This window comes from Lactobacillus sp. (assembly GCF_014803895.1).
In genome coordinates this window covers 78866-100249 of record NZ_JAAVAU010000011.1, presented here as the reverse complement: position 1 = coordinate 100249, position 21384 = coordinate 78866, and the positions used below count along the sequence as shown (strand labels likewise).

The following is a 21384-nucleotide window of genomic DNA, read 5'->3' as shown; positions in this document are numbered from 1 at the left end:
AAATAAATAAAGAAAAACACGTAACTCCAATTTTAGGAGTTACGTGTTTTTTAGTAACTAAACTATTTTAGTCTAACAAGTCGTACTTCAAAGTCATCAAGCCATGACCTTCATTAACCATGTTGCCTAAAAGTTCTACGGTATTGTTGTAAACTACATCAGCCATTTTTTGGTTAGCGTCATTTAATTTTTCTTCTAATTCTTTGCCTGAAAGGTCTTTAACAGCTTGATCAGTTTCATGTTGAATCTTATGACATTGAGCTAGGGATTTTTGTTCAAAATCTTCCTCTAAGGCACCATATACTCGGAAGTTAGTATCACCTAATTGAGCAGCAAGTTTGTTTAACCAGAAAATCTTAGTTAAATCAAACTTAGGACCAGTTTGAAAACTTGCTGGGGTAGTGGTGATATTGGTATAGAAAGGTACCATACTATTAAAAGTATTAGGACCAAAGGCTAACCATTGCACACCAGAAATTTTAGCTGGAACATCATTTCTCAATTGTAAGATATGAGTTTCAAAGTTTCTATTGATACCAATTGGACGGAAAGTTTTCTTTTGTTCAGCTGTACCCATATCGCCATAAGCATCAAATGGGGTGTCTTGGTAGTGAGAACTTTCAAGAAACTTGATATCTTCGATACTAATTTTTTTCTTAGCGTAAGTAATAAATGGTTGATCTTGATCTCCTGGTTGTCCATCAAATTCTGGATCAAAGTATTTGTGAACGTACCAAGCGCGTGGATTATTATAGTGGGCATCTTTAATAGTTGATGAACCAAAGATATGGCGCATGTTGTAGCCACTTTTATCAGGGTTTAAGTGATATTCTTCAATTAATTCCTTTAAATCATCGCTGAACATAAAGTCATCTGATTCAAAGTCGAATTCATCAATGTTCAAACGATTTGGTGCAACAACATAAGCGTCATCTGGAATACGACGAGCTATCCAGTGGTGACCACCAATAGTTTCTAGGTACCAAATTTCTTCATTATTAGAGAATGCCATCCCATTCATTTCATAGGTACCGTATTTTTCTAGTAAGTAACCGACACGTTCCACACCTTCTTTAGGTGAATGAATGTAAGGAAGGGTTAAAGTTACAAAATCTTCCTCACCAAGTCCTCCTTCAGTTACAAGTGGGTCAATCCCTTGGATACGAGAATTAGTAGTAATAGTTTCAGTTGCAGTCATTGCAACATTATCACTGTTAATACCAGCTGCAGCCCAAATACCGTTTTTACCAGATGCATCAGGTGCAGAAGTATAGCGCATAGGATTGGCTGGTAAGTCACTGTCATCAATTTTTTGATGGCTAATAACGGTTTCATAATGTTTAGGTTGATCGGCAGGCATTACTACATCAAATCTTTCAGGGATAATAGTACGCCCACCATCTTCACTACGGGCAATCATTGTGGATCCATCGATAGTTGCATTTTTACCAACTAAAATAGTAGTACATTCAGTTTGCTTCATTTAATCACTAGGTCCTTTTCTAAAATAATTTTTAACTATAATTAATTATAGAAAAAGTTAAGATTGATAACAAAATATTTGACCGCTTAACTGAGATTACTGATATGCTTAGAAAATTCGTATTGTGTAACGTTTGAAAAAGTAAATAGGTCCTCATATCCAATTTTAGAGGCAACACTTTGAATAGAATCATACTCTTTTTAGTTGATTTTCTATCTATAGTAAAATTAAAATAAAAATATACTATTTGTGAATGGAGTTGGAGAATATATGGAATATTCGGGAAAATCACCACAACTATGGGAAGCAATTAAGAATGAAGAAAAACGTCAAGAAGATACAATTGAATTAATTGCTTCAGAAAATATAGTTTCTGATGATGTACGTGCAGCCCAAGGCTCAGTTTTAACTAATAAATATGCTGAAGGTTATCCAGGCAAGCGTTACTATGGTGGATGTGAATACATTGACCAAGTAGAGCAATTAGCTATTGACTATGCTAAAGAATTATTTAATGCCAAGTATGCTAATGTTCAACCTCACTCTGGTTCTCAAGCTAATATGGCTGTTTATCAAGCACTTCTTAAACCGGGTGATAAGATTTTAGGAATGGGAATGGATGCCGGTGGTCACTTGACTCATGGTTCTAAAGTAAACTTTTCTGGTAAAGTTTATGAATCTTATAGTTATGATTTGAATCCTGAAACTGAAATGCTAGATTTTGATGAAATTATGGCAGTTGCGCAAGAAGTAAAACCACAATTAATTGTGGCAGGAGCGTCTGCTTATAGTCGAATTATTGATTGGCAAAAGTGTCGTGAAATTGCGGATAGTGTAGGTGCTTACTTAATGGTTGATATGGCCCATATAGCTGGCTTAGTTGCAGCGGGCTACCATCCAAATCCTGTGGGTATTGCGGATGTGGTAACTACTACTACTCATAAAACTCTCCGTGGACCTCGTGGTGGAATGATTTTATCTAATAATCTTGAATTAGGTAAGAAAATTAACTCTGCTGTTTTTCCGGGAACGCAAGGTGGTCCTTTAGAACATGTGATTGCAGGTAAGGCACAAGCTTTTTATGAAGATTTACAACCAGAATTTAAAGTTTACATTAAGCAAGTAATCGAGAATGCTAATGCGATGGCGGATGAATTTAATAAGATTGATAATATCCGAGTAGTTTCTGGTGGAACAGAAAACCATTTACTCAATATTGATATCACTGATACTGGTTTAACAGGTCTTGAAGCACAAGAATTATTAGATAGTGTTCATATTACAACTAACAAAGAATCGATTCCTGGAGATAAACGTAGTCCCTTTGTAACTAGTGGATTACGTTTAGGTACACCTGCTATTACTAGTCGCGGTTTTTTAGAGGAAGATAGTCGGGAAGTAGCAGATATTATTGGAAAATTATTGAATAATCCTACTGATGAGCAGGTAAAAGTACAAGTTCAGGCTGCGGTAAGTGAACTTACCAAAAAACACCCAATTAAGTAATTAAGAAAAATTGCTACTGAAATAATTTCAGTAGCAATTTTTTGGTACAATTATAAACATCTTATACTAATTTAAAAGAAGGAGGGATTGCGTGGACAAAAGCAAATTACATAAAATGAGTCTTTTCTCTGCTGTAATGTTGGCTTTAAATTCATTAATTGGGTCTGGTTGGCTATTTGGGGCAGGTTCTGCTGCTAAAATTGCTGGACCTGCAGCTATTATTTCATGGATTTTAGGTGCCGTGATTATTATTATAATTGCCCTAACTTATGTAGAATTGGGTGCTATGTTTCCTGAAAGTGGGGGAATGAGCCGCTATGCGCAATATAGTCATGGTCCATTTTTAGGATTTATTGCTGCTTGGGCAAATTGGATATCATTGGTAACTTTAGTCCCTATGGAAGCTGTTGCAGCAGTCCAATATATGAGTTCATGGCCATGGAGTTGGGCAAATTGGACTAAGAATTTTATGCATAATGGTAATATTACGACACGTGGTTTATGGGTAGTATTCTTATTTATGTTTATCTTTACCTTGATTAATTTTTGGTCAGTAAAAATTATGACTCATTTTACTAATTTAATTTCTATTTTTAAAGTTTTGTTACCGACTTTAACAATTATTATTTTAATTTGCAGTGGATTTCATACACAAAATTTTGGAAATAGTGTCCACAGTTTCATGCCTTATGGTACGCGTTCCATCTTTGAGGCAACTTCCATTTCTGGGATAATTATGTCGTATGATGCCTTTCAAACTGTTATCAATATGGGTGGAGAATTAAAAAATCCGCGTAAAAATATCGTTCGTGGTGTGTTAATCTCAATGTTTATTACTGCAGCTATTTATATTATGTTGCAAGTCACTTTTATTGGTGCAGTTGAACCTTCGATGTTAGCCAAAGTTGGATGGCATGGGATTAATTTTACATCTCCATTTGCAGATTTAGCAATTTTACTGGGAATTAACTGGTTAGTTATTTTACTTTATTTAGATGCTTTTGTATCTCCATTTGGTACAGGGGTTGCCTTTGTAGCAACTGCTTCTCGTGCGCTAGCAGCTATGACGCATACTAAGCACTTACCAAGTTGGTTAGGACGTTTAAATCGTCGCTACATGGTGCCACGTTTTGCCATGGTTGTAGATTTTCTTTTAGCAATGATCTTAGTTTCGGTTTTTAGAAATTGGAACTTACTTGCAACTGTGATTACAGGCGCTACCTTAATCGCATATCTAACTGGTCCGGTTACAGTCATTTCTTTAAGAAAGATGGCTCCACAATTAGAACGTCCATTTAATCCAAAATGGATGAGTTGGGTAGCCCCACTTGCATTTGTATTAGCTAGTTTAGCAATTTATTGGACAATGTGGCCAACAACTATTGAAGTTATTTTAGTAATTGGATTAGGATTGCCAGTATACATCTACTATGAAGTTCGTTACCGTCACTCTAATTTGAAAAAGCAATTAAAAAGTTGCTGGTGGATGTTAGGTTATTTAGTTTTCATTTCAGCGATATCATACTGTGGTAGTGTTGGCTTTGGTGGACAAAATTGGCTTAAGTATCCTTGGGATTTTGTGATTATTATTGTTGCCTCACTTCTTTTTTACTATTGGGGTATTAATTCTCACTTAGTTAAAGTGGATCCTGATGCAATAAAAGTAAATGAGCGTGTAAAAAAAGAATTTGATGAAGAATAATTTTTTAGTTCATTGATTTGAGATGATTATAAAAGGTCTTGAAATAAAGGCTTAAAGATGTTATTCTGTACTGGTCGTAATATAATCTATGATCTGAAAGACTGATCATGGCAGAAGGAGTATTAAAATTATGAAACAAGGCATTCATCCAGATTACCAAGAAGTAGTTTTTATGGATACAGCAACTGGTACTAAGTTTGTAGCAGGTTCTACTGTAAAGCCAACTGAAACTATTGATTACGAAGGTAAGACTTACCCATTAGTTCGTGTTGAAATTTCTTCAGCTTCACACCCATTCTACACTGGTAAGCAAAAGTTTGCTCAAGCAGATGGTCGTATCGAAAAATTCAACAAGAAGTACGGTATTTCTTCAAAGAACTAATATTTCTTGGTATTTATACCGAAAGAGCAGTTCCTATTGGAACTGCTCTTTTTATAATATTATGAGCTGGTAAAAACTTAGGAATTTATTCCTAATGTAGTTCATATTTTTTGTGTCTGAGCGTGGTATAATTTTTTGTGGCGCACATAGTCATTTTGTCAATAAATTAAAACTAAGTATAATAGGCTATATGCAATTTTTAGTAGGAGTTAATAATTTATGAAAATGCAACTTGCGGAAATCGCAAAGGCTTTAAATAGCGATTTAAATATGGGTGAAGATACAGTTATTACTTCTGTGGAATTTGACTCTAGAAAGTCAACTCCAGATTCACTCTTTATTCCTCTTGAAGGTAGTCGTGATGGTCATGATTTTGTTTCTAGTGCAATTTCTAAGGGTGCTAGTGCTACATTATGGAAGAAAGGCCATCCTGGTAAGCCAGAAGATTTTCCAGTAATTGAAGTTGAAGATCCTTTGACTGCTCTTCAACAATTAGCTCAATATTATTTGGTTAAGGTTAATCCAACCGTCGTAGGAATTACTGGTTCTAACGGTAAGACTACTACCAAGGATATGGTTGCGGCTGTTTTATCTAAACGTTTTAATGTGCATAAGACACAGGCTAATTTTAATAATGAAATTGGTGTTCCTATTACTATTTTAGAAATGAAGCCATCTACTGAAATTTTGGTATTAGAAATGGGGATGGATCGTTCTGGACAGTTACATCATTTAAGTAATTTAGTGCGTCCCGATGTATGTGTAATTACTATGATAGGGGAAGCTCACATTGAATTCTTTGGTAGCCGTGATAAAATTGCCGATGCAAAAATGGAGATTACTGATTTCTTAAAAGAAGATGGTAAATTTATCTATAATGGAGATGAACCACTACTTAGAGAACGTGCTGCCAAGTTAGAACAGGACAAGAGTACTTTTGGCTTTAAAGAAGATGATACTATCTATGCCATCACTTTCAGTTCTCATATGCGTCATGCTTCGTTTAAGGTTAATGACTCAGAGCAGAAGTTTTCTATCCCAATGATAGGAAAGCATAATGTTTCCAATGCATTAGCTGCAATTAGTGTGGGTCGTCATTTTGGTGAAAGTGATGAAGAAATTGCCAGTGCTCTTGCAACTTTCACTCCAACGGCTAACCGTATGCAATGGAGACAAGGTGATGTGGGTGAAGCCATTATGGATGATGTTTATAATTCTAACCCTACTGCGGTTCGAGCAGTTACTACCTCCTTTGGTCAAATTGTGCTTGAGAATGAAGGTCGTAGAATTGCAGTTTTAGGTGATATGTTAGAATTAGGTGAAAAGTCACCTGAATTACACGCTGATTTAGCAGATGCATTTGACCCAGCCATTATTAATGAACTTTATTTATACGGTCCTGATATGAAGAATTTATATGAGGCGCTAACTGATAAGTATAATGCAGATAATTTGCATTATTATCCAGAAGAAAATATGGATCGTATGATTGATGATTTAAAGAATGATATTAAACCTGAAGATATTGTAATGCTGAAGGGTTCTCATGGAATGCATCTAGATAAAGTTTTAGAGCGCCTCCTTTAGGAAAGGATTATAATTTGAAATTTACAGAATTAGATTTAAAACCAGAAATTCTTAAAGCCATTAAACGTGCGGGCTTTGAAGAAGCAACTCCTATCCAAGAAAAGACTATTCCATTAGTCTTAGAAGGAAAGGATGTAATTGGTCAAGCTCAAACTGGTACTGGTAAGACTGCAGCTTTTGGTTTGCCAATTTTGCAAAATGTTGATAAAAAAGAGCACTTTATTCAAGCACTTGTAATTGAACCAACGCGTGAATTAGCTATTCAAACTCAAGAAGAATTATTCCGTTTAGGCCGTGATGAAAAAGCACGTGTCCAAGTAGTCTATGGTGGAGCTGATATTCGTCGCCAAATTCATTCTTTAAAGCAAACACCTGCTATTTTAGTAGGTACACCGGGACGCCTTTTAGACCACTTAAAACGTGGTACAATTGATCTTTCTCATGTGAAGACAATTGTCCTTGATGAGGCAGATGAAATGCTTGATATGGGTTTTATTCAAGATATCGAAAGTATTTTGAAATATGCTTCTAATGCTCATCAAACTCTCTTATTTAGTGCTACTATGCCTAAACCGATTATGCGTATTAGTGAAAAATTTATGCATGATCCTCAAGTTGTTCAAATCAAAGGAAAAGAGTTAACTGCTAACTTAATTGATCAATACTTTGTACGAGCAAAAGAAAATGAAAAATTTGATATTCTTTGTCGTCTAATTGATGTTCAAAATCCTGAATTAGCAGTTGTTTTTGGTAGAACTAAACGTCGTGTTGATGAATTAACTCGTGGTCTTCAAGCTCGTGGCTATAATGCTGCAGGTATTCATGGTGATTTGTCACAAGCACGTAGAATGAATGTTTTAAAACGCTTTAAGAGTGGTAAACTTGATATTTTGGTAGCAACCGATGTTGCTGCACGTGGATTAGATATTTCTGGCGTAAGTCATGTTTATAATTATGATATTCCACAAGATCCTGATTCTTATGTTCACCGTATCGGTAGAACTGGGCGTGCTGGTAAAAATGGTATCTCTGTAACATTTGTTACTCCAAATGAAATTGGTTATATGAGAACTATTGAGCAGTTGACACGTAAGAAGATGATGCCTCTTCGTCCACCTTCTGATGCTGAAGCATTTAAGGGTCAATTAAGTGCTGCTGAAAAGAAAGTTGAAGATTTAATTAATAGTGACTTGAGTAAGTATACTGATGGAGCTGCTAAGTTACTTGATGAATATTCTGAAGTAGATTTAGTTGCAGCCCTTTTAAAAGACCTTTCCAAGGATGCAGAAAGTATCAAGGTTAAAATTACACCAGAAAAACCACTTCCATTTAAGGGTAAGCGTAATGGTAATCATCGCCGTAGACGTAGTAGCAACTTTAAACGCGGTGGAGATCGTAATGAACGCTATCGTCGTAAGCCAAATGCTCGTCAAGGTAATAACCATCATAATGGTGGTCACCATGATTTTGTCATCAAAAAGAAAAATAATGACTAAGTAAAAAAATCCTCTTTGCATTGTGAAGAGGATTTTTTCATAGAGGAAAAGCATAATGATTAGAGGAATAGGCATTGATATTTTAGATTTAGATAGAATAAAAAATATCATTAAAAAGGGTGATAATTTTGCCAAGAAAGTTTTAACTCCAGATGAATATAATCAATATAAGGAATACTCTGGTCGCCGCAAAGTGGAATATTTAGGGGGGAGATTTTCTTGTAAAGAATCATTTTCTAAGGCTCTGGGTACTGGAATTGGGAAAGGTGTTAATTTTCAAGATATTGAAATTTTGCAAAATGAATTGGGCCAACCAATAATGACGTCCACAAAATTTAGTGGTAATATATGGGTCAGTATCTCACATGAAAAAAGATACGTGATTACGCAAGTATTGTTGGAGGATTAAAATATGGTTCCTACACTTCATCGGCCAGCGCAGATTAACGTTGACCTGGGTGCAATTAAACAAAATGTTGAAAATGAAATGAAGCATTTAGATGATGGTCAACAATTGTGGGCTGTTGTGAAGGCAAATGCTTATGGTCACGGAAGTATTCCAGTTGCAAATACAGCACTTAGTGCTGGGGCTACAGGCTTATGTGTGGCTACGCTTGATGAGGGAATTCAATTACGTCAAAATGGGATTACTGTTCCAATTTTAGTTTTAGGAATTGTTGATACTAAGTGGGCATCTCTTGCTGCTCAAGAAGATATTTCTTTAACTGTTGGTAGTTTAGAATGGTTAAAAGAAGCTCAAGATCTTTTAATCGCTGATAAGAAGAAATTAAAAATTCATTTAGCAGTTGATTCTGGAATGGGGCGTATCGGCTTTTCCGAAGATGAAGAATTTAAAGAAGCTAATAAATTCTTGGAAGATAATAAGCATTTTGAAGTTGAGGGAATGTTTACTCACTTTTCTAAAGCTGATTCTGCAGACACTTCATATTTTGAATATCAAGTTAATCGATTTAATCATATGAAAAGTTTGTTAACTATCAAGCCGAAGTATATCCATGTTGATAATACTGCTGCTAGTATCTTTAGCAGAGGTGTAAAAAGTGATCTTGTACGATTTGGGATTGGAATGTATGGTTTGAATCCTTCTTCAGTTCCAAATGCTGAAGATTTAAAATCTGATATTCCATTAAAGCCAGCACTTTCCTTTACTTCTGAGCTTAGCTTTGTAAAGCAAATTCATAAAGGAAACGGCGTGGGTTATGGTGCTACGTTTGTGGCTGATCAAGATGAATGGATTGGTACGGTTCCAGTAGGTTATGCTGATGGCTGGCAAAGAAGCATGCAAGGTTTTAAGATTAAAGTTGGCGATGAATATTGTCCAATCGTTGGTCGAGTATGTATGGATCAATTCATGGTTCTTTTACCGCATGAAATGCCAGTTGGTACTAAGGTTGAACTTATCTCAGCTGATTCTAAAGCTCCAAATAATATTAAGGCTGTTGCTGATCAAGCCGATACGATTCACTATGAAATTGCGTGTTTGTTAAGTGATCGATTACCACGAATTTATAATAAATAATAAAAAAGCATCCGTTTGAGGATGCTTTTTTATTAAAGTTTATTTTTTATCTAAAAAACCATGTGGATCTTCGTCACTTCTAATTGCTAGTCCTGATTGTAAATCTTCAATTTCAGCAACTACATAGCCACGTTTTTCAAGACGGTCAACAATTGTTTCCATTGTATCACGGGATATGCCAGATGGAAGGGTAAAGAGAGTACGACGTACCAATTCACCGGAACGTACATCTAAAGTTAAACAACCTGCGATGTTAGCATATTTTGAAATGATTTTAGCAATTTTAACTAAATTACCACGTTCATTATCGGATAACACAGTTAAAACATAAGAACCACTATCCATGTTCCACGCGTTAGACAACATATCTAACAAACGGGAGTGAGTTAAAATACCATAGAAGTGATTTTCTTCATCTAATACTGCGATGTACGGAAGGTCACGGATGTTAAAGAATACCCGGTAGAATGGTGAGTTAACCTTGATTGTCTTAGTAGCATTTTTTAATAAGTAAGTTACAGGTAAGCTCATGTCACCACCTTGAGACTTATGGCGGTAGATGTGCATCTTATAGATGTTTCCCCTAAACATCTTCCCAGTATCATCCAAAATAGGTACACAACGGAAACCTGAATCTTCTAAAATTTTCAAAGCTTCTTCAAGTGTTGCTTTTTCATTAACTGTTGTTAAGTATTCTTTCTTTCTTACAAGAGATTTAATCAGCATAATTTTGCCTCCGTGCATAGATTAATAATAAAAATTATAGCATAATCAACTACTAAATTAGATGAATATTAAATATTTTACTAAAAATCTAATATTCTTCTGACGCCTCTATTGTAACAATTTTAAAGTCAAGAAAAAAGACATTGCCAAAGGCAAATGTCTTTTAAAATTATTAATTAAGTTAGAATTATTGACGAACCTTAACGCCAGTTTCTTCGAATGCCTTGTCCATAACCTTCTTCAATTGGTCAGCAGAAGCTTGCATCTTTTGCATTTCGTCTTCGTTTAAAGGCATTTCGATAATTTGTTCCAAACCATGACGACCAACAACTGCTGGAGTACCGATGTGTAAGTCGTGTAAACCATATTGGCCATCCATTGGTACTGAAAGTGGAAGAACTCTGTGTTCATCGTTCAAGATAGCCTTAGTAATCATAGCTAAAGCAGTACCAATGCCGTAGAAAGTAGCACCCTTCAAGTTGATGATAGTGTAAGCCATATCAGCAACTTCCTTGTGGATTTCTTCAAGCTTGTTTTCACCAACTTCTGGGTGAGCCTTTACCCAGTCAGTAACCTTTACGCCACCAACATTGTTGTAGCTCCAAGCTGGGAATTCAGTATCACCGTGTTCACCAAGCATGTATGCGTTAACTGATGCTGGATCAACGTGTTCCATTTCACCAATAACTTTTTGAAGACGACCAGTATCAAGTGAAGTACCTGAACCGATAACACGATCCTTAGGGAAACCTGACATTCTCCAAGTTGCGTGAGTTAAAATGTCAACTGGGTTAGCAGCAACTAAGAAGATACCCTTGAAACCTGATTCAACGATTGGTTCAACGATTGAGCTTAAAATCTTCAAGTTCTTGTTAACCAAGTCAAGACGAGTTTCACCTGGCTTTTGTGGAGCACCAGCAGTAATAACAACTAAGTCAGCATCCTTAGCATCTGAGTATTCTGCTGAGTAAATGTTCTTAGTTTCAGTCCAAGGAGTAGCATCTGCTAAGTCGATTGCGTCACCCTTAGTTCTGTCCTTAATAACATCAACGATACCTAATTCTTGTGCAATACCTTGGTGTACTAATGCAAATGCGTAGCTTGAACCTACAGCACCGTCACCAACAAGAATAACCTTCTGAATCTTTTCTTCAGTCATGTTTAATACTTCCTTCCAGTATTAGTGATAGATTTAACAATTGAATTATACCACAAAAAAATATTTCTACTAAGAGTAAAGTAAAATCTCTTAGAAAAAGTATTGTGTTATAATTTTCACACTGAATACTGATAAGATGGAGGAAGAGAAAATGAAATTAATTACGGGCCTAGGAAATCCAGGTATAAAATATGATAAAACTAAGCATAATACGGGTTTTATGGCGATAGATAACTACTTAAAGAAAAATAATCTTACCTTAGATAAAGAAAAGTTCAATGGTTTTTGGACTAAAGTTAAAATCAATGGTGAAGATGTAATTTTTTTGGAGCCACAAACTTATATGAATGATTCTGGTAAATCTATTGCTCCACTCGCTAATTTTTTTAAAATTGATCCAAAAGATATCTTGGTAATTCACGATGATATGGATATGCCAATTGGAAAAATCAGGATTCGAGCAAATGGTAAATCTGGAGGCCATAATGGAATTAAGAGCATTATGGCGTGTTTAGGGACAAATGAGTTTAACAGGTTAAAGATTGGTATTCATCATCCACAAAAGCAGAGCGTGGTTTCATGGGTTTTAACTCCATTTGATAATGACCAGCAAAAATTAATGGATCAAGCTTTTGAAACTAGTGAATCTATTATTGATGATTTTATTGCAGGAAAGAACGCCCAATATTTGATGAACCAATATAACTAATATCGAGGTTAATCAAACTTTATGCAAATTTCAGAAATTATTGCACATGATAAAGAACTAGATAATTTTATTCAAAAAGCTCCAAATTATACCCGTTCATTGCTTACGGGGACTAATGATGGAGCTTTTAGTACTGTTATTTTACAAATTTTAAAAAAATTAAATAAGCCACTTCTTATTGTAGAAGAAAATGAGGATAAGGCACAGAGATTACAAAATGAATTAAGTAGTCTACTAAATGATGAAATTGTACATATGTTTCCTGTTGACGCGACCATCGCTACTCAAAGTGCAGTTGCCTCTCCTGATGAATTAAGTCAGCGATTAGATACTTTAAATTTTTTGCGAAGTGGCCGTCCGGGAATAGTAGTTACAGTTCCTCAAGGTTTACAATATCAACTTTCTGATCCAGAAGTATTTTCAAAAGCAGAAAAGATATTTGCCCCAGAAAAAGAATATGATCTCCCCAAACTAACTGATTGGTTACTTAAGCTAGGGTATCAAAGAGAAAGCTTAGTAGCTCGTCCTGGTGAGTTTGCACTTAGGGGAGATATTTTAGATATCTATCCTCTTAATTCGGAAAATCCTTTTAGAATCGAATTTTTTGGTGATGAAATTGATACTATCAAAGAATTTGATCCAGCAACGCAGCGCAGCTTACAGGAGAGAGAGTTAATTGCGATTGGGAGTGCAATTGACCGTATTTTTAAAAAAGAGGACCTTTATCAAGCCGCTGAGAGAATTAAGATAGATATGAAGGATTCAATTGCTGATAAAAAAGCAGTTGGAGAACATTTTGAACAAATTTTAGATAAATTAGAAAATGGCGGTTTGCCAGAAAATTATGCTTTTTTAGTTGACTATTTAATAGATAAGCCAGTTAGTTTACTAGATTATCTGGCTAGTGACGGTTTGATTTTATATGATGATTGGACAGCTATTAAAAAGAATATAGCAGATATCAATGCCAGGAATGAATCTTTTATTTCTGAAGAAATAAAAGCAGGCGCAATGCTTGATAGCCAAAATTTGCGGATGGATTTTAGTAAAGTTACTAAAAAGGCTAAACAGTCAATGATTCTGCTTTCACTTTTTCAAAAAGGAATGGGAAGGTTAAAGTTAGATCAAATTAATAATTTTACTACCCGCCAATCTGAGCAATTTTTTAGTCAAATGCCTTTAATTAAGTCGGAACTGATAAGTTTTCATAAAGAAAACCAAACGGTTGTCTTACAGGCCGATAATAAAGAAAGAGCTCGCCAAATTGATCAAAACCTAACTGATTATGGTCTAGATATACCGATTGTTAGTCCAGAAAATATTGTTGAGGGACGGACGCAAATTATAGTTGGTAACTATACTAATGGCTTTACTCTGCCAAGTGTAAATTTAGTTTATTTAACTGAACGAGAACTGTTTAACCAAAAAAAGCGAGTTAAAAAACGTATTAAGACAATGGAAAATGCACAACGCCTGCGTAACTATAATGAATTAAAACCAGGCGACTATGTTGTACATGTTAACCATGGGATAGGACGTTTTGAGGGTATTAAAACCTTAGAGAATAATGGAGTAAAACGTGACTATATCACGATTACTTATCAAAAGGGTGATCAGTTATTTGTACCAGCTGATCAGTTAGGTTTAGTTCAAAAATATGTTGCTTCTGAGGGTAAAATTCCTCACATTAACAAATTGGGTGGTAGCGAATGGGCTAAAACTAAAAGTAAAGTTCAATCTAAAGTAGAAGATATTGCTGATGATTTAATTGAACTTTATGCAAAAAGAGAGTCAGAAAAAGGCTATGCTTTTGGGCCAGATGATGATTTACAAAGACAATTTGAAGATTCTTTTCCTTACCCTGAAACTCCCGATCAGTTACGTTCAATTAAAGAAATTAAGACTGATATGGAAAAAGCTAGGCCAATGGATAGATTGTTGGTGGGGGATGTTGGGTTTGGAAAAACTGAAGTAGCGTTGCGCGCAGCTTTTAAAGCTGTTAGAGATGGGAAACAAGTAGCTTTTTTAGCCCCTACAACAATTTTGGCTCAACAGCATTTTGAAACGATGCAAGATAGGTTTAAAGATTTTCCAGTTAATGTAGCACTTTTATCTCGCTTTCAGTCTAATAGTGAAGTCAAAGAAATTATTGCTGACTTAAAAGCTGGAAAAGTAGATATAGTTGTTGGAACTCATAGAATTTTATCTAAAGATGTTGAATTTAAGGACTTAGGCCTTTTAATTATTGATGAAGAACAGCGGTTTGGTGTCAAACATAAAGAGCGTCTAAAAGAATTAAAGGCTAACATTGATGTATTAACTTTAACTGCAACTCCAATTCCGCGTACTCTTCACATGTCGATGGTAGGTGTACGCGATTTATCAGTAATGGAAACTCCCCCTACCAATCGCTATCCTATCCAGACTTATGTTATGGAAGAGATGCCGAGTGTTGTACGTGAGGCATGTTTACGTGAAATGAAACGTAATGGACAAATTTTCTTTTTACATAATCGAATTGGTGATATTGATAAGACTGTCAGTCGTCTTCAGGAGTTGATTCCAGAATCAAGAATTGAATTTATTCATGGTAGAATGAGTGAGAATCAGCTTGAGGACATTATGTATCGGTTTGTAAAAAATGAATTTGATATTCTAGTAACGACAACAATTATTGAAACTGGTGTTGATATGCCTAATGCTAACACCTTAATTGTTGAAGATGCTGATCATTATGGGTTAAGTCAACTCTATCAACTTCGTGGTAGAATTGGGAGAAGTGCACGTTTAGCATATGCTTATTTTCTTTATCAACCAGCTAAGGTTTTGACTGAGGTTGGCGAGAAACGACTGGGAGCAATTCGAGATTTTACTGAATTAGGCTCAGGTTTTAAAATTGCGATGCGTGATCTTTCTATCCGAGGCGCAGGTAATATGCTTGGTAAGCAGCAACATGGTTTTATTGACAGCGTAGGGTATGATTTATATTCACAAATGCTTGATGATGCAGTTAAAAAGCGTCAAGGTAAAAAGATAGTGGCCAAATCAAATGCCGAAGTTCAATTTGATATTGAGACATATATTCCGGATGAGTATATCTCTGATCAAGAGCAAAAAATTGAATTTTATAAAAAAATAAAAGGTATTAATTCTAAAGACGAAGCAGATAATATTGCTGATGAGCTAGTAGATAGATTTGGTGATTATCCTCTACCAGTCGAAAACTTGCTTAATGTATCGGCTCTAAAAGCTGATGCTGACATTGCTCAAGTATTGACGGTAGTGCAAAAGGATGATCGGATTCAGGTTATTTTTAATAAAAATGCGACTAAGGAACTTGAAGGACCTAATATTTTTAAAGCTTTAGAGCATGTAACCTTACGTGCACGTATAAATATTGATCCTGAGCAACGTTTGAATGTAATGTTGGAAATAGAAAAGAACATGTCTACAAGGCAATTGTTTAATGAGTTACATCATTTTTTACAATCAGCAGGAGATATTGTTCAAAGATAGGAGTAATTATGAGATTAGACAAATATTTAAAGGTATCACGGTTAGTTAAGAGAAGAACTATTGCAAAAGAAATGGCAGATCAAGGTCGTGTTGAGGTTAACGGTCGTGTAGTAAAATCTAGCTATGATGTTAAAATTGGGGATGTAATTGAGATTGGCTTTGGAACCAAGCAACTTAAAGCAAGAGTTTTAGACTTACGGGAAACTACAAAAAAAGCTGAAGCTAGTGATTTATATGAATTGATAGATTAATGACAAACTTTGCCTAAAATGTTATAGTAAAAACACATTGCATTATTTTTTATTAAAAAAGGTAGGCGGGTCAAATGAAAAAAGGACCACGAATTTATAATGGTCCTAGTGACCGAGAAATAATGACGCAAATGCATCGTCGAGAAACTAAAAGAGTAAAAGAAATCCATCGTCGTCGGAGAACATGGCTTTTTTTAGGATTTTTGGCATTATTATTAGTTCTTGGGATGCAATTTATGAAAACTGAGTCTAAAACTCAGCAACTTCGTCAACAAGTTTCAGCTAGTAAAGCTAAATTAACCCAAGTTAATAAAACTAATAAAAAGTTAAAGGGACAAGCTAAGGATTTGAAAGATCCAGATTATGTAGCTAAGTGGATACGTTATAAACTTTATTACTCTAAAAAGGGTGAAACTATTTATAATGTTCCCGAATCACAGGATGATGATTAATGAAATTTCCAATTGGATTAAGACTCGATGCTCAAGTTAATAATATAACTAAATTAGGTGTGTTTGTTAGCTTACCCCATCGTCGTCATGGTCTGATTCACCATAAGGATTTTGGTGAGCGTTGGCCTAATGTAAAAGATAATTTTGTAAAGGGACAAGACCTACGAGTAGTGGTAGTTAATAATCAAAATGGTAAACTGGCTTTGTCGCTTACCAGGGTTAATGATCCAGATTTGGTTGACCCCACTAACCAATTTAATGAGAATAAAAAATTTGCTGAAACTTTGGCCCAGCTTTCTGATCAGGCTGATAAAGAAATTAAGCAATTAAGAACGCAAGTTAATTAAAGGTAGCCGAGTGGCTACCTTTTTCTTTGGAGAAAAAGTGTGATTAAAGATTTTTTTGTGAAAAATAATTTGGAATTTGAAAATAAGAGATTTTTATTAGCGGCTAGTGGAGGACCAGACTCAATGGCCTTATTACAGATGCTAATTGATGAGTTATCAAGTGAGCAAATAATTGTTGCGCATTTAAACCATCAATTGCGCGCAGATAGCTATTTAGAGACTGAACTTTTAGAAAAATTTTGTCAGAAAAATAAGATTTTATTTTTTGATGAAAAGTGGCCATTAGAATTGCATCCCAAAACTGGGATAGAAGCAGCTGCCAGACAGTATAGATATCAATTTTTAGCTAAAATTGCTAATCAAGTGGATGCACACTATTTATTGACGGCACACCATGGGGATGATTTATTAGAAAATATTTTGCTGAAATTAATTCGATCTGGAGATGCTAACGAAATGAGTAGTCTACGTCAAGTTCGATCATGGGGAGGTCGAAAATTGATAAGACCTTTACTAGATTTTTCAAAGCAGCAGTTGTTAGATTTTGATAAAGATAGAAAAATTCCTTATGTTGAGGATAGTACTAATCAAGAAGATGATATTCAACGCAATCGACTGCGTCATCATGTGATACCAATTTTAAAACAAGAAAATTCTAATATTTTAGCAAATGGTCTGCGTTTCCTGGACAGTGTGGCAATTTTACAAAAAGATCGCAAAGAATATTTTAGACAAATTAAAGTCGAATATTTTATGGGATGTCTCCGTATCCAGGATAATAATTTGGAAAAGATGCCCTTAGACATTAGGGGAGATTTTTTTTCCTATTTAATTCTCAATAAGTGGCAGCAACAGGTTAATTTTAATGACTTAATTACTCCTGATATTAAAATTATTAACCGAGATGGATTTGAAATTAGTTATTATCAAGGCTATTATTATCTTCGTCGAGTTAAAGATTCTTTAAAAAATAACACTAAATTAAAAAAAGTAGTGTTAAATGAGGAATTTAAATGGCAAAATAATAAATATGTGATTTCTAACAAAAAATTAGTAGGTAATCATTATCAAGAGATTGGTAGCTTTTATACAACTAAACTTCATGAATTAGATGTTGGTAGTTTACTTCCAGGAATTAAATTACAGTTAGCCAACGGACAATTTACAAAGGCTAAAAAGAAATTTGCAGAAAATGCTATTCCACTTTTTTTGCGATCAGCATGTTTAACTGTATATACTAATAATGAAGTAGTTTTTATAGAAAATACCTATCAAAAGCAACAGTATAATGAAAACTTTTTCAAATATTGGACTTACAGATTAAAAGTTTAAGTAAATTATTATGGAAAACTTGTAGTTTGTGGTAAAATTTTGAAAGTAATTCTAGAATTTTCTACGGAGGTTTTTTATGAAAAATAATAGAAATAGACTGCTTTCTAACGGTCTTTTCTACATCTTAGTATTCGTAATCCTCTTGGCTGGAATTAACTGGGCAATGGGTGGCTCAGGTAGTAATGGTTCTAGCGAAAATATCCGCTATTCTGAATTCGTTAAGGATTTAAAAGCAGGTAAAATCAAGAGTTTCAATATGCAACCAGCAAATGGTGTCTATACCGTTACTGGTACGTATAAGAAAGCACAAGATTCGAAAAATCAAAATAGTAACAGTGGATTTAATCTTTTAGGTGGATCCAGTGGTAGTTCTAAAGTAACTCAATTTAGTACTACTATGCTTCAAGATGATTCTATGGTAAGTGAAGTAAATAAAGCTGCACAAGCCAACGGAACTGCGATTTCTGGACAAGGTGAATCCCAATCTGGTACTTGGATTTCTACGATTGTCATGTTAGTTCCAACTTTGATTTTTATTGTTATGTTATGGATGATGATGAATCAAAGTGGTCAAGGTGGTCGCGGTGGCGGCATGATGAACTTTGGTAAGTCACGCGTCAAGCCACAAGATCCTTCTAAAAATAAGGTTCGCTTCTCAGATGTAGCTGGTGAAGAAGAAGAAAAGCAAGAATTAGTCGAAATTGTTGAATTTCTTAAAAAACCGGCTAAATTTACTAAGCTAGGTGCCAGAATACCAGCTGGTGTACTTCTTGAAGGTCCTCCTGGTACTGGTAAAACTTTACTTGCACGTGCAGTTGCTGGTGAAGCAGGCGTACCTTTTTATTCAATTTCTGGTTCTGACTTCGTAGAAATGTTTGTTGGTGTTGGTGCATCTCGTGTACGTGATTTATTTGAAACTGCTAAAAAGAATGCTCCAAGTATTATCTTCATCGATGAAATCGATGCCGTTGGTCGTAAACGTGGCAATGGCATGGGTGGTGGACATGATGAGCGTGAACAAACTTTAAACCAGTTATTAGTTGAAATGGATGGATTTGACGGTGACGAAGGAGTTATCGTTATGGCTGCCACTAACCGTTCAGATGTTTTGGATCCAGCTTTACTTCGTCCAGGTCGTTTTGACCGTAAAGTTTTAGTCGGACGTCCTGATGTTAAGGGACGTGAAGCAATCTTAAAGGTACACGCTAGAAATAAACCAATGGCTGATGATGTTGACTTGAAAGAAGTTGCACGTCAAACACCTGGTTTTGTGGGTGCTGATCTTGAAAACGTACTTAATGAAGCTGCCTTAGTTGCTGCTCGTAGAAATAGAAGTAAAATTACTGCTTCAGATATTGATGAAGCTGAAGATAGAGTTATTGCTGGTCCTGCTAAGAAAGATACTGTTATTTCTGCCGCTGAGAGAAAGAGAGTTGCTTTCCATGAAGCTGGTCACGCTATTGTTGGTTTAGTCTTAAGTGATTCACGTACTGTTCGTAAGGTTACTATCGTTCCTCGCGGTCGCGCAGGTGGTTACAACATCATGCTTCCAAAAGAAGATCAAAACTTATTGACTAAGAAGCAGTTAATGGAACAAGTGGCAGGACTTATGGGTGGTCGTGCTGGTGAAGAAGTTGTTGTAGGTGATAAGTCTACAGGTGCTTCAAATGACTTTGAACAAGCTACTAACATTGCTCGTGGAATGGTTACGCAGTATGGTATGACTGATGTAGGTATGGCAGAATTAGAGTCACCAAGTATGCAATCTCCATATGGTACTAAACCATACAGTGAAGCTACTGCTGCTAAGATTGACGAGGCTGTTGAAAATATCTTGAATGAAGGATATGAAAAAGCAGTTGAAATTATTAAAAATAATCGTGCAACTCATAAAGCAATTGCAGAAGCTTTGCTCAAGTACGAAACTTTAAACGAAAAACAAATTCTTTCATTATTCAAAACTGGTAAAATGCCAGAGGGTGACGAAAGCGAATTTCCAAGTGAAAATACAGCTTCTACTTTTGAAGAAGCAAAGGCTGCTATGGAAAAGAAAGATCACCAAAGAGAAGAAATTGAAGAAAAGGATGATAAAGAAGATATTCATCCACTTCCAGATGATCATAAGAATATTGATGATATTCCACTTAATCCGACATCTGAACAAGATTCAACTTCTCAATCAAAAAACAAGAAAGAAAACAATTCTGGTGATGCAGATAATTCTGATAAGCAAGAATAAGTGTAAAATAGAGCCTGCAATAGGCTCTATTTTTTATTAGAAGAAAAGAGGATAAGTGATGAATGATTATTTAATAAGAGCAATTGATAAAACTAAGAATTTACGTTTATTGGCAGTTACCGCTAAAAATTTAGTTGGAGAAGCCCAAAAACGTCATGATACTTGGAGTGCATCTTCTGCTGTTTTAGGTAGAACAATGATTGGCGGTTTGCTTTTAGCTGGGGGATTATTAAAGGATAAAGATGAACTAACGGTTCGACTTTTAGGTAATGGCCCCGTTGGACCAACAATTGTGACTGCAACGGCAGATTTAAAAGTTAAAGGCTATGTACAAAATCCACATATTGCTTTACCACCTAAAGAAAAAGGACATATTGATGTAGCTAAAGCTGTTGGTCAAGGCTGGCTTGAAGTAACTAAAGATTTAGGCTTGAAAGAACCTTATACTGGTCAAGTCCCAATTGTTTCGGGTGAAATTGCGGAAGATTTTACATATTATTTGGCAAAGTCTGAACAAATTCCATCTGCAGTTGGTTTATCAGTATTTGTTCAACCTAATAATTCAATCGGAGCTGCTGGCGGCTTTATGTTGCAAGCTTTACCAGGGGCTAGTGATGAGTTGCTTCAAAAAGTCGAAGCTAGAATTAAAGAGTTACCTAATTTGTCAACGATGTTTTTAGAAGGTGAGACGCCAGAAGGACTAGCCAAGAAAATTTTGGGTGATGATTGTAAAATTTTATCTCAAGAGGATGCTTCTTTTGAATGTGATTGTTCTAAAGAAAAATATGCTAAAATTTTGGTAACTTTAAAACCGATTGAATTAAGAGAAATGATTGAAAAAGATCATGGAGCAGAGTTAACTTGTCGTTTTTGTGGTAATCAGTATAATTACAGCGAAGATGACTTAAAGAAAATTTTGGCTGATCAAAAGAATAATTAATAACAGGTGGTACATAA

General features: G+C 35.2%; 18 protein-coding genes. 15 read left to right on the top strand and 3 right to left on the bottom strand.

Going from position 1 to position 21384, the window contains the following annotated elements:
* Positions 1-67 precede the first annotated feature (67 nt).
* Positions 68-1483 carry a C69 family dipeptidase gene (locus HDR40_RS04630; RefSeq protein WP_290627000.1) on the bottom strand — a complete coding sequence of 472 codons (1416 nt, stop codon included), beginning with the start codon at positions 1481-1483 and terminating at the stop codon, positions 68-70.
* A gap of 270 nt (positions 1484-1753) precedes the next feature.
* Between HDR40_RS04630 and glyA the strand changes: the two genes are divergently transcribed.
* The 7 genes from glyA to alr all read left to right on the top strand — a co-directional run bounded on the left by glyA (position 1754) and on the right by alr (position 9696).
* The gene (glyA, locus tag HDR40_RS04625) at positions 1754-2989 is read left to right on the top strand and encodes a serine hydroxymethyltransferase (protein ID WP_290626999.1); all 1236 of its coding nucleotides are present in this window, start codon (positions 1754-1756) and stop codon (positions 2987-2989) included.
* Positions 2990-3080: 91 nt separating this feature from the next.
* On the top strand, positions 3081-4691 hold the full coding sequence (locus tag HDR40_RS04620; RefSeq protein WP_290626998.1) for an APC family permease: 1611 nt from the start codon (positions 3081-3083) through the stop codon (positions 4689-4691).
* 130 nt (positions 4692-4821) lie between these two features.
* Complete coding sequence (locus HDR40_RS04615) at positions 4822-5073, top strand: type B 50S ribosomal protein L31 (protein WP_290626997.1); 252 nt, start codon at positions 4822-4824, stop codon at positions 5071-5073.
* 219 nt (positions 5074-5292) lie between these two features.
* Entirely contained in the window at positions 5293-6660 is a 1368-nt protein-coding gene (murF, locus tag HDR40_RS04610; RefSeq protein WP_290626996.1) for a UDP-N-acetylmuramoyl-tripeptide--D-alanyl-D-alanine ligase, read from the top strand.
* Positions 6661-6674: 14 nt separating this feature from the next.
* Entirely contained in the window at positions 6675-8156 is a 1482-nt protein-coding gene (locus tag HDR40_RS04605; RefSeq protein ID WP_290626995.1) for a DEAD/DEAH box helicase, read from the top strand.
* A gap of 55 nt (positions 8157-8211) precedes the next feature.
* Positions 8212-8565: a holo-ACP synthase gene (acpS, locus tag HDR40_RS04600; RefSeq protein ID WP_290626994.1), complete on the top strand. Its 354-nt coding sequence runs from the start codon at positions 8212-8214 to the stop codon at positions 8563-8565.
* Positions 8566-8568: 3 nt separating this feature from the next.
* On the top strand, positions 8569-9696 hold the full coding sequence (gene alr, locus HDR40_RS04595) for an alanine racemase (RefSeq protein WP_290626993.1): 1128 nt from the start codon (positions 8569-8571) through the stop codon (positions 9694-9696).
* 39 nt (positions 9697-9735) lie between these two features.
* On the opposite strand, the gene cbpA is transcribed toward alr, so the two are convergent.
* Together cbpA and HDR40_RS04585 are read right to left on the bottom strand one after the other, a co-directional pair.
* Positions 9736-10422 (bottom strand): cyclic di-AMP binding protein CbpA, encoded by a 687-nt coding sequence (gene cbpA / locus HDR40_RS04590; RefSeq protein WP_290626992.1) that lies wholly within the window; start codon positions 10420-10422, stop codon positions 9736-9738.
* A gap of 187 nt (positions 10423-10609) precedes the next feature.
* The gene (locus HDR40_RS04585; protein WP_290626991.1) at positions 10610-11581 is read right to left on the bottom strand and encodes an L-lactate dehydrogenase; all 972 of its coding nucleotides are present in this window, start codon (positions 11579-11581) and stop codon (positions 10610-10612) included.
* 151 nt (positions 11582-11732) lie between these two features.
* Between HDR40_RS04585 and pth the strand changes: the two genes are divergently transcribed.
* The 8 genes from pth (at position 11733) to hslO (ending at position 21367) form a co-directional block, all read left to right on the top strand.
* Positions 11733-12290: an aminoacyl-tRNA hydrolase gene (gene pth, locus HDR40_RS04580; protein WP_290626990.1), complete on the top strand. Its 558-nt coding sequence runs from the start codon at positions 11733-11735 to the stop codon at positions 12288-12290.
* 21 nt (positions 12291-12311) lie between these two features.
* Positions 12312-15806, top strand: coding sequence for a transcription-repair coupling factor (mfd, locus tag HDR40_RS04575; RefSeq protein WP_290626989.1), 3495 nt, complete (start codon positions 12312-12314; stop codon positions 15804-15806).
* Between the two features lie 8 nt (positions 15807-15814).
* Complete coding sequence (locus HDR40_RS04570; RefSeq protein ID WP_290626988.1) at positions 15815-16057, top strand: RNA-binding S4 domain-containing protein; 243 nt, start codon at positions 15815-15817, stop codon at positions 16055-16057.
* A 74-nt stretch (positions 16058-16131) separates the two neighbouring features.
* The gene (locus tag HDR40_RS04565) at positions 16132-16509 is read left to right on the top strand and encodes a septum formation initiator family protein (protein WP_290626987.1); all 378 of its coding nucleotides are present in this window, start codon (positions 16132-16134) and stop codon (positions 16507-16509) included.
* Complete coding sequence (locus HDR40_RS04560) at positions 16509-16856, top strand: S1 RNA-binding domain-containing protein (protein ID WP_290626986.1); 348 nt, start codon at positions 16509-16511, stop codon at positions 16854-16856. The genes HDR40_RS04565 and HDR40_RS04560 overlap by 1 nt, the downstream gene beginning before the upstream one ends.
* Before the next feature lie 39 nt (positions 16857-16895).
* On the top strand, positions 16896-18188 hold the full coding sequence (gene tilS, locus HDR40_RS04555; RefSeq protein WP_290626985.1) for a tRNA lysidine(34) synthetase TilS: 1293 nt from the start codon (positions 16896-16898) through the stop codon (positions 18186-18188).
* Positions 18189-18264: 76 nt separating this feature from the next.
* The gene (gene ftsH / locus HDR40_RS04550; protein ID WP_290626984.1) at positions 18265-20427 is read left to right on the top strand and encodes an ATP-dependent zinc metalloprotease FtsH; all 2163 of its coding nucleotides are present in this window, start codon (positions 18265-18267) and stop codon (positions 20425-20427) included.
* Positions 20428-20485: 58 nt separating this feature from the next.
* Positions 20486-21367 (top strand): Hsp33 family molecular chaperone HslO, encoded by an 882-nt coding sequence (gene hslO, locus HDR40_RS04545; RefSeq protein WP_290626981.1) that lies wholly within the window; start codon positions 20486-20488, stop codon positions 21365-21367.
* Positions 21368-21384: the final 17 nt, after the last annotated feature.

Bases quoted from the DNA above. Each gene is read 5' to 3' on its own strand.
- HDR40_RS04630 (WP_290627000.1), bottom strand. From the start codon at position 1,483: ATGAAGCAAACTGAATGTACTACTATTTTAGTTGGTAAAAATGCAACT.
- glyA (WP_290626999.1), top strand. From the start codon at position 1,754: ATGGAATATTCGGGAAAATCACCACAACTATGGGAAGCAATTAAGAAT.
- HDR40_RS04615 (WP_290626997.1), top strand. From the start codon at position 4,822: ATGAAACAAGGCATTCATCCAGATTACCAAGAAGTAGTTTTTATGGAT.
- murF (WP_290626996.1), top strand. From the start codon at position 5,293: ATGAAAATGCAACTTGCGGAAATCGCAAAGGCTTTAAATAGCGATTTA.
- acpS (WP_290626994.1), top strand. From the start codon at position 8,212: ATGATTAGAGGAATAGGCATTGATATTTTAGATTTAGATAGAATAAAA.
- alr (WP_290626993.1), top strand. From the start codon at position 8,569: ATGGTTCCTACACTTCATCGGCCAGCGCAGATTAACGTTGACCTGGGT.
- cbpA (WP_290626992.1), bottom strand. From the start codon at position 10,422: ATGCTGATTAAATCTCTTGTAAGAAAGAAAGAATACTTAACAACAGTT.
- HDR40_RS04585 (WP_290626991.1), bottom strand. From the start codon at position 11,581: ATGACTGAAGAAAAGATTCAGAAGGTTATTCTTGTTGGTGACGGTGCT.
- pth (WP_290626990.1), top strand. From the start codon at position 11,733: ATGAAATTAATTACGGGCCTAGGAAATCCAGGTATAAAATATGATAAA.
- mfd (WP_290626989.1), top strand. From the start codon at position 12,312: ATGCAAATTTCAGAAATTATTGCACATGATAAAGAACTAGATAATTTT.
- HDR40_RS04570 (WP_290626988.1), top strand. From the start codon at position 15,815: ATGAGATTAGACAAATATTTAAAGGTATCACGGTTAGTTAAGAGAAGA.
- HDR40_RS04565 (WP_290626987.1), top strand. From the start codon at position 16,132: ATGAAAAAAGGACCACGAATTTATAATGGTCCTAGTGACCGAGAAATA.
- HDR40_RS04560 (WP_290626986.1), top strand. From the start codon at position 16,509: ATGAAATTTCCAATTGGATTAAGACTCGATGCTCAAGTTAATAATATA.
- ftsH (WP_290626984.1), top strand. From the start codon at position 18,265: ATGAAAAATAATAGAAATAGACTGCTTTCTAACGGTCTTTTCTACATC.
- hslO (WP_290626981.1), top strand. From the start codon at position 20,486: ATGAATGATTATTTAATAAGAGCAATTGATAAAACTAAGAATTTACGT.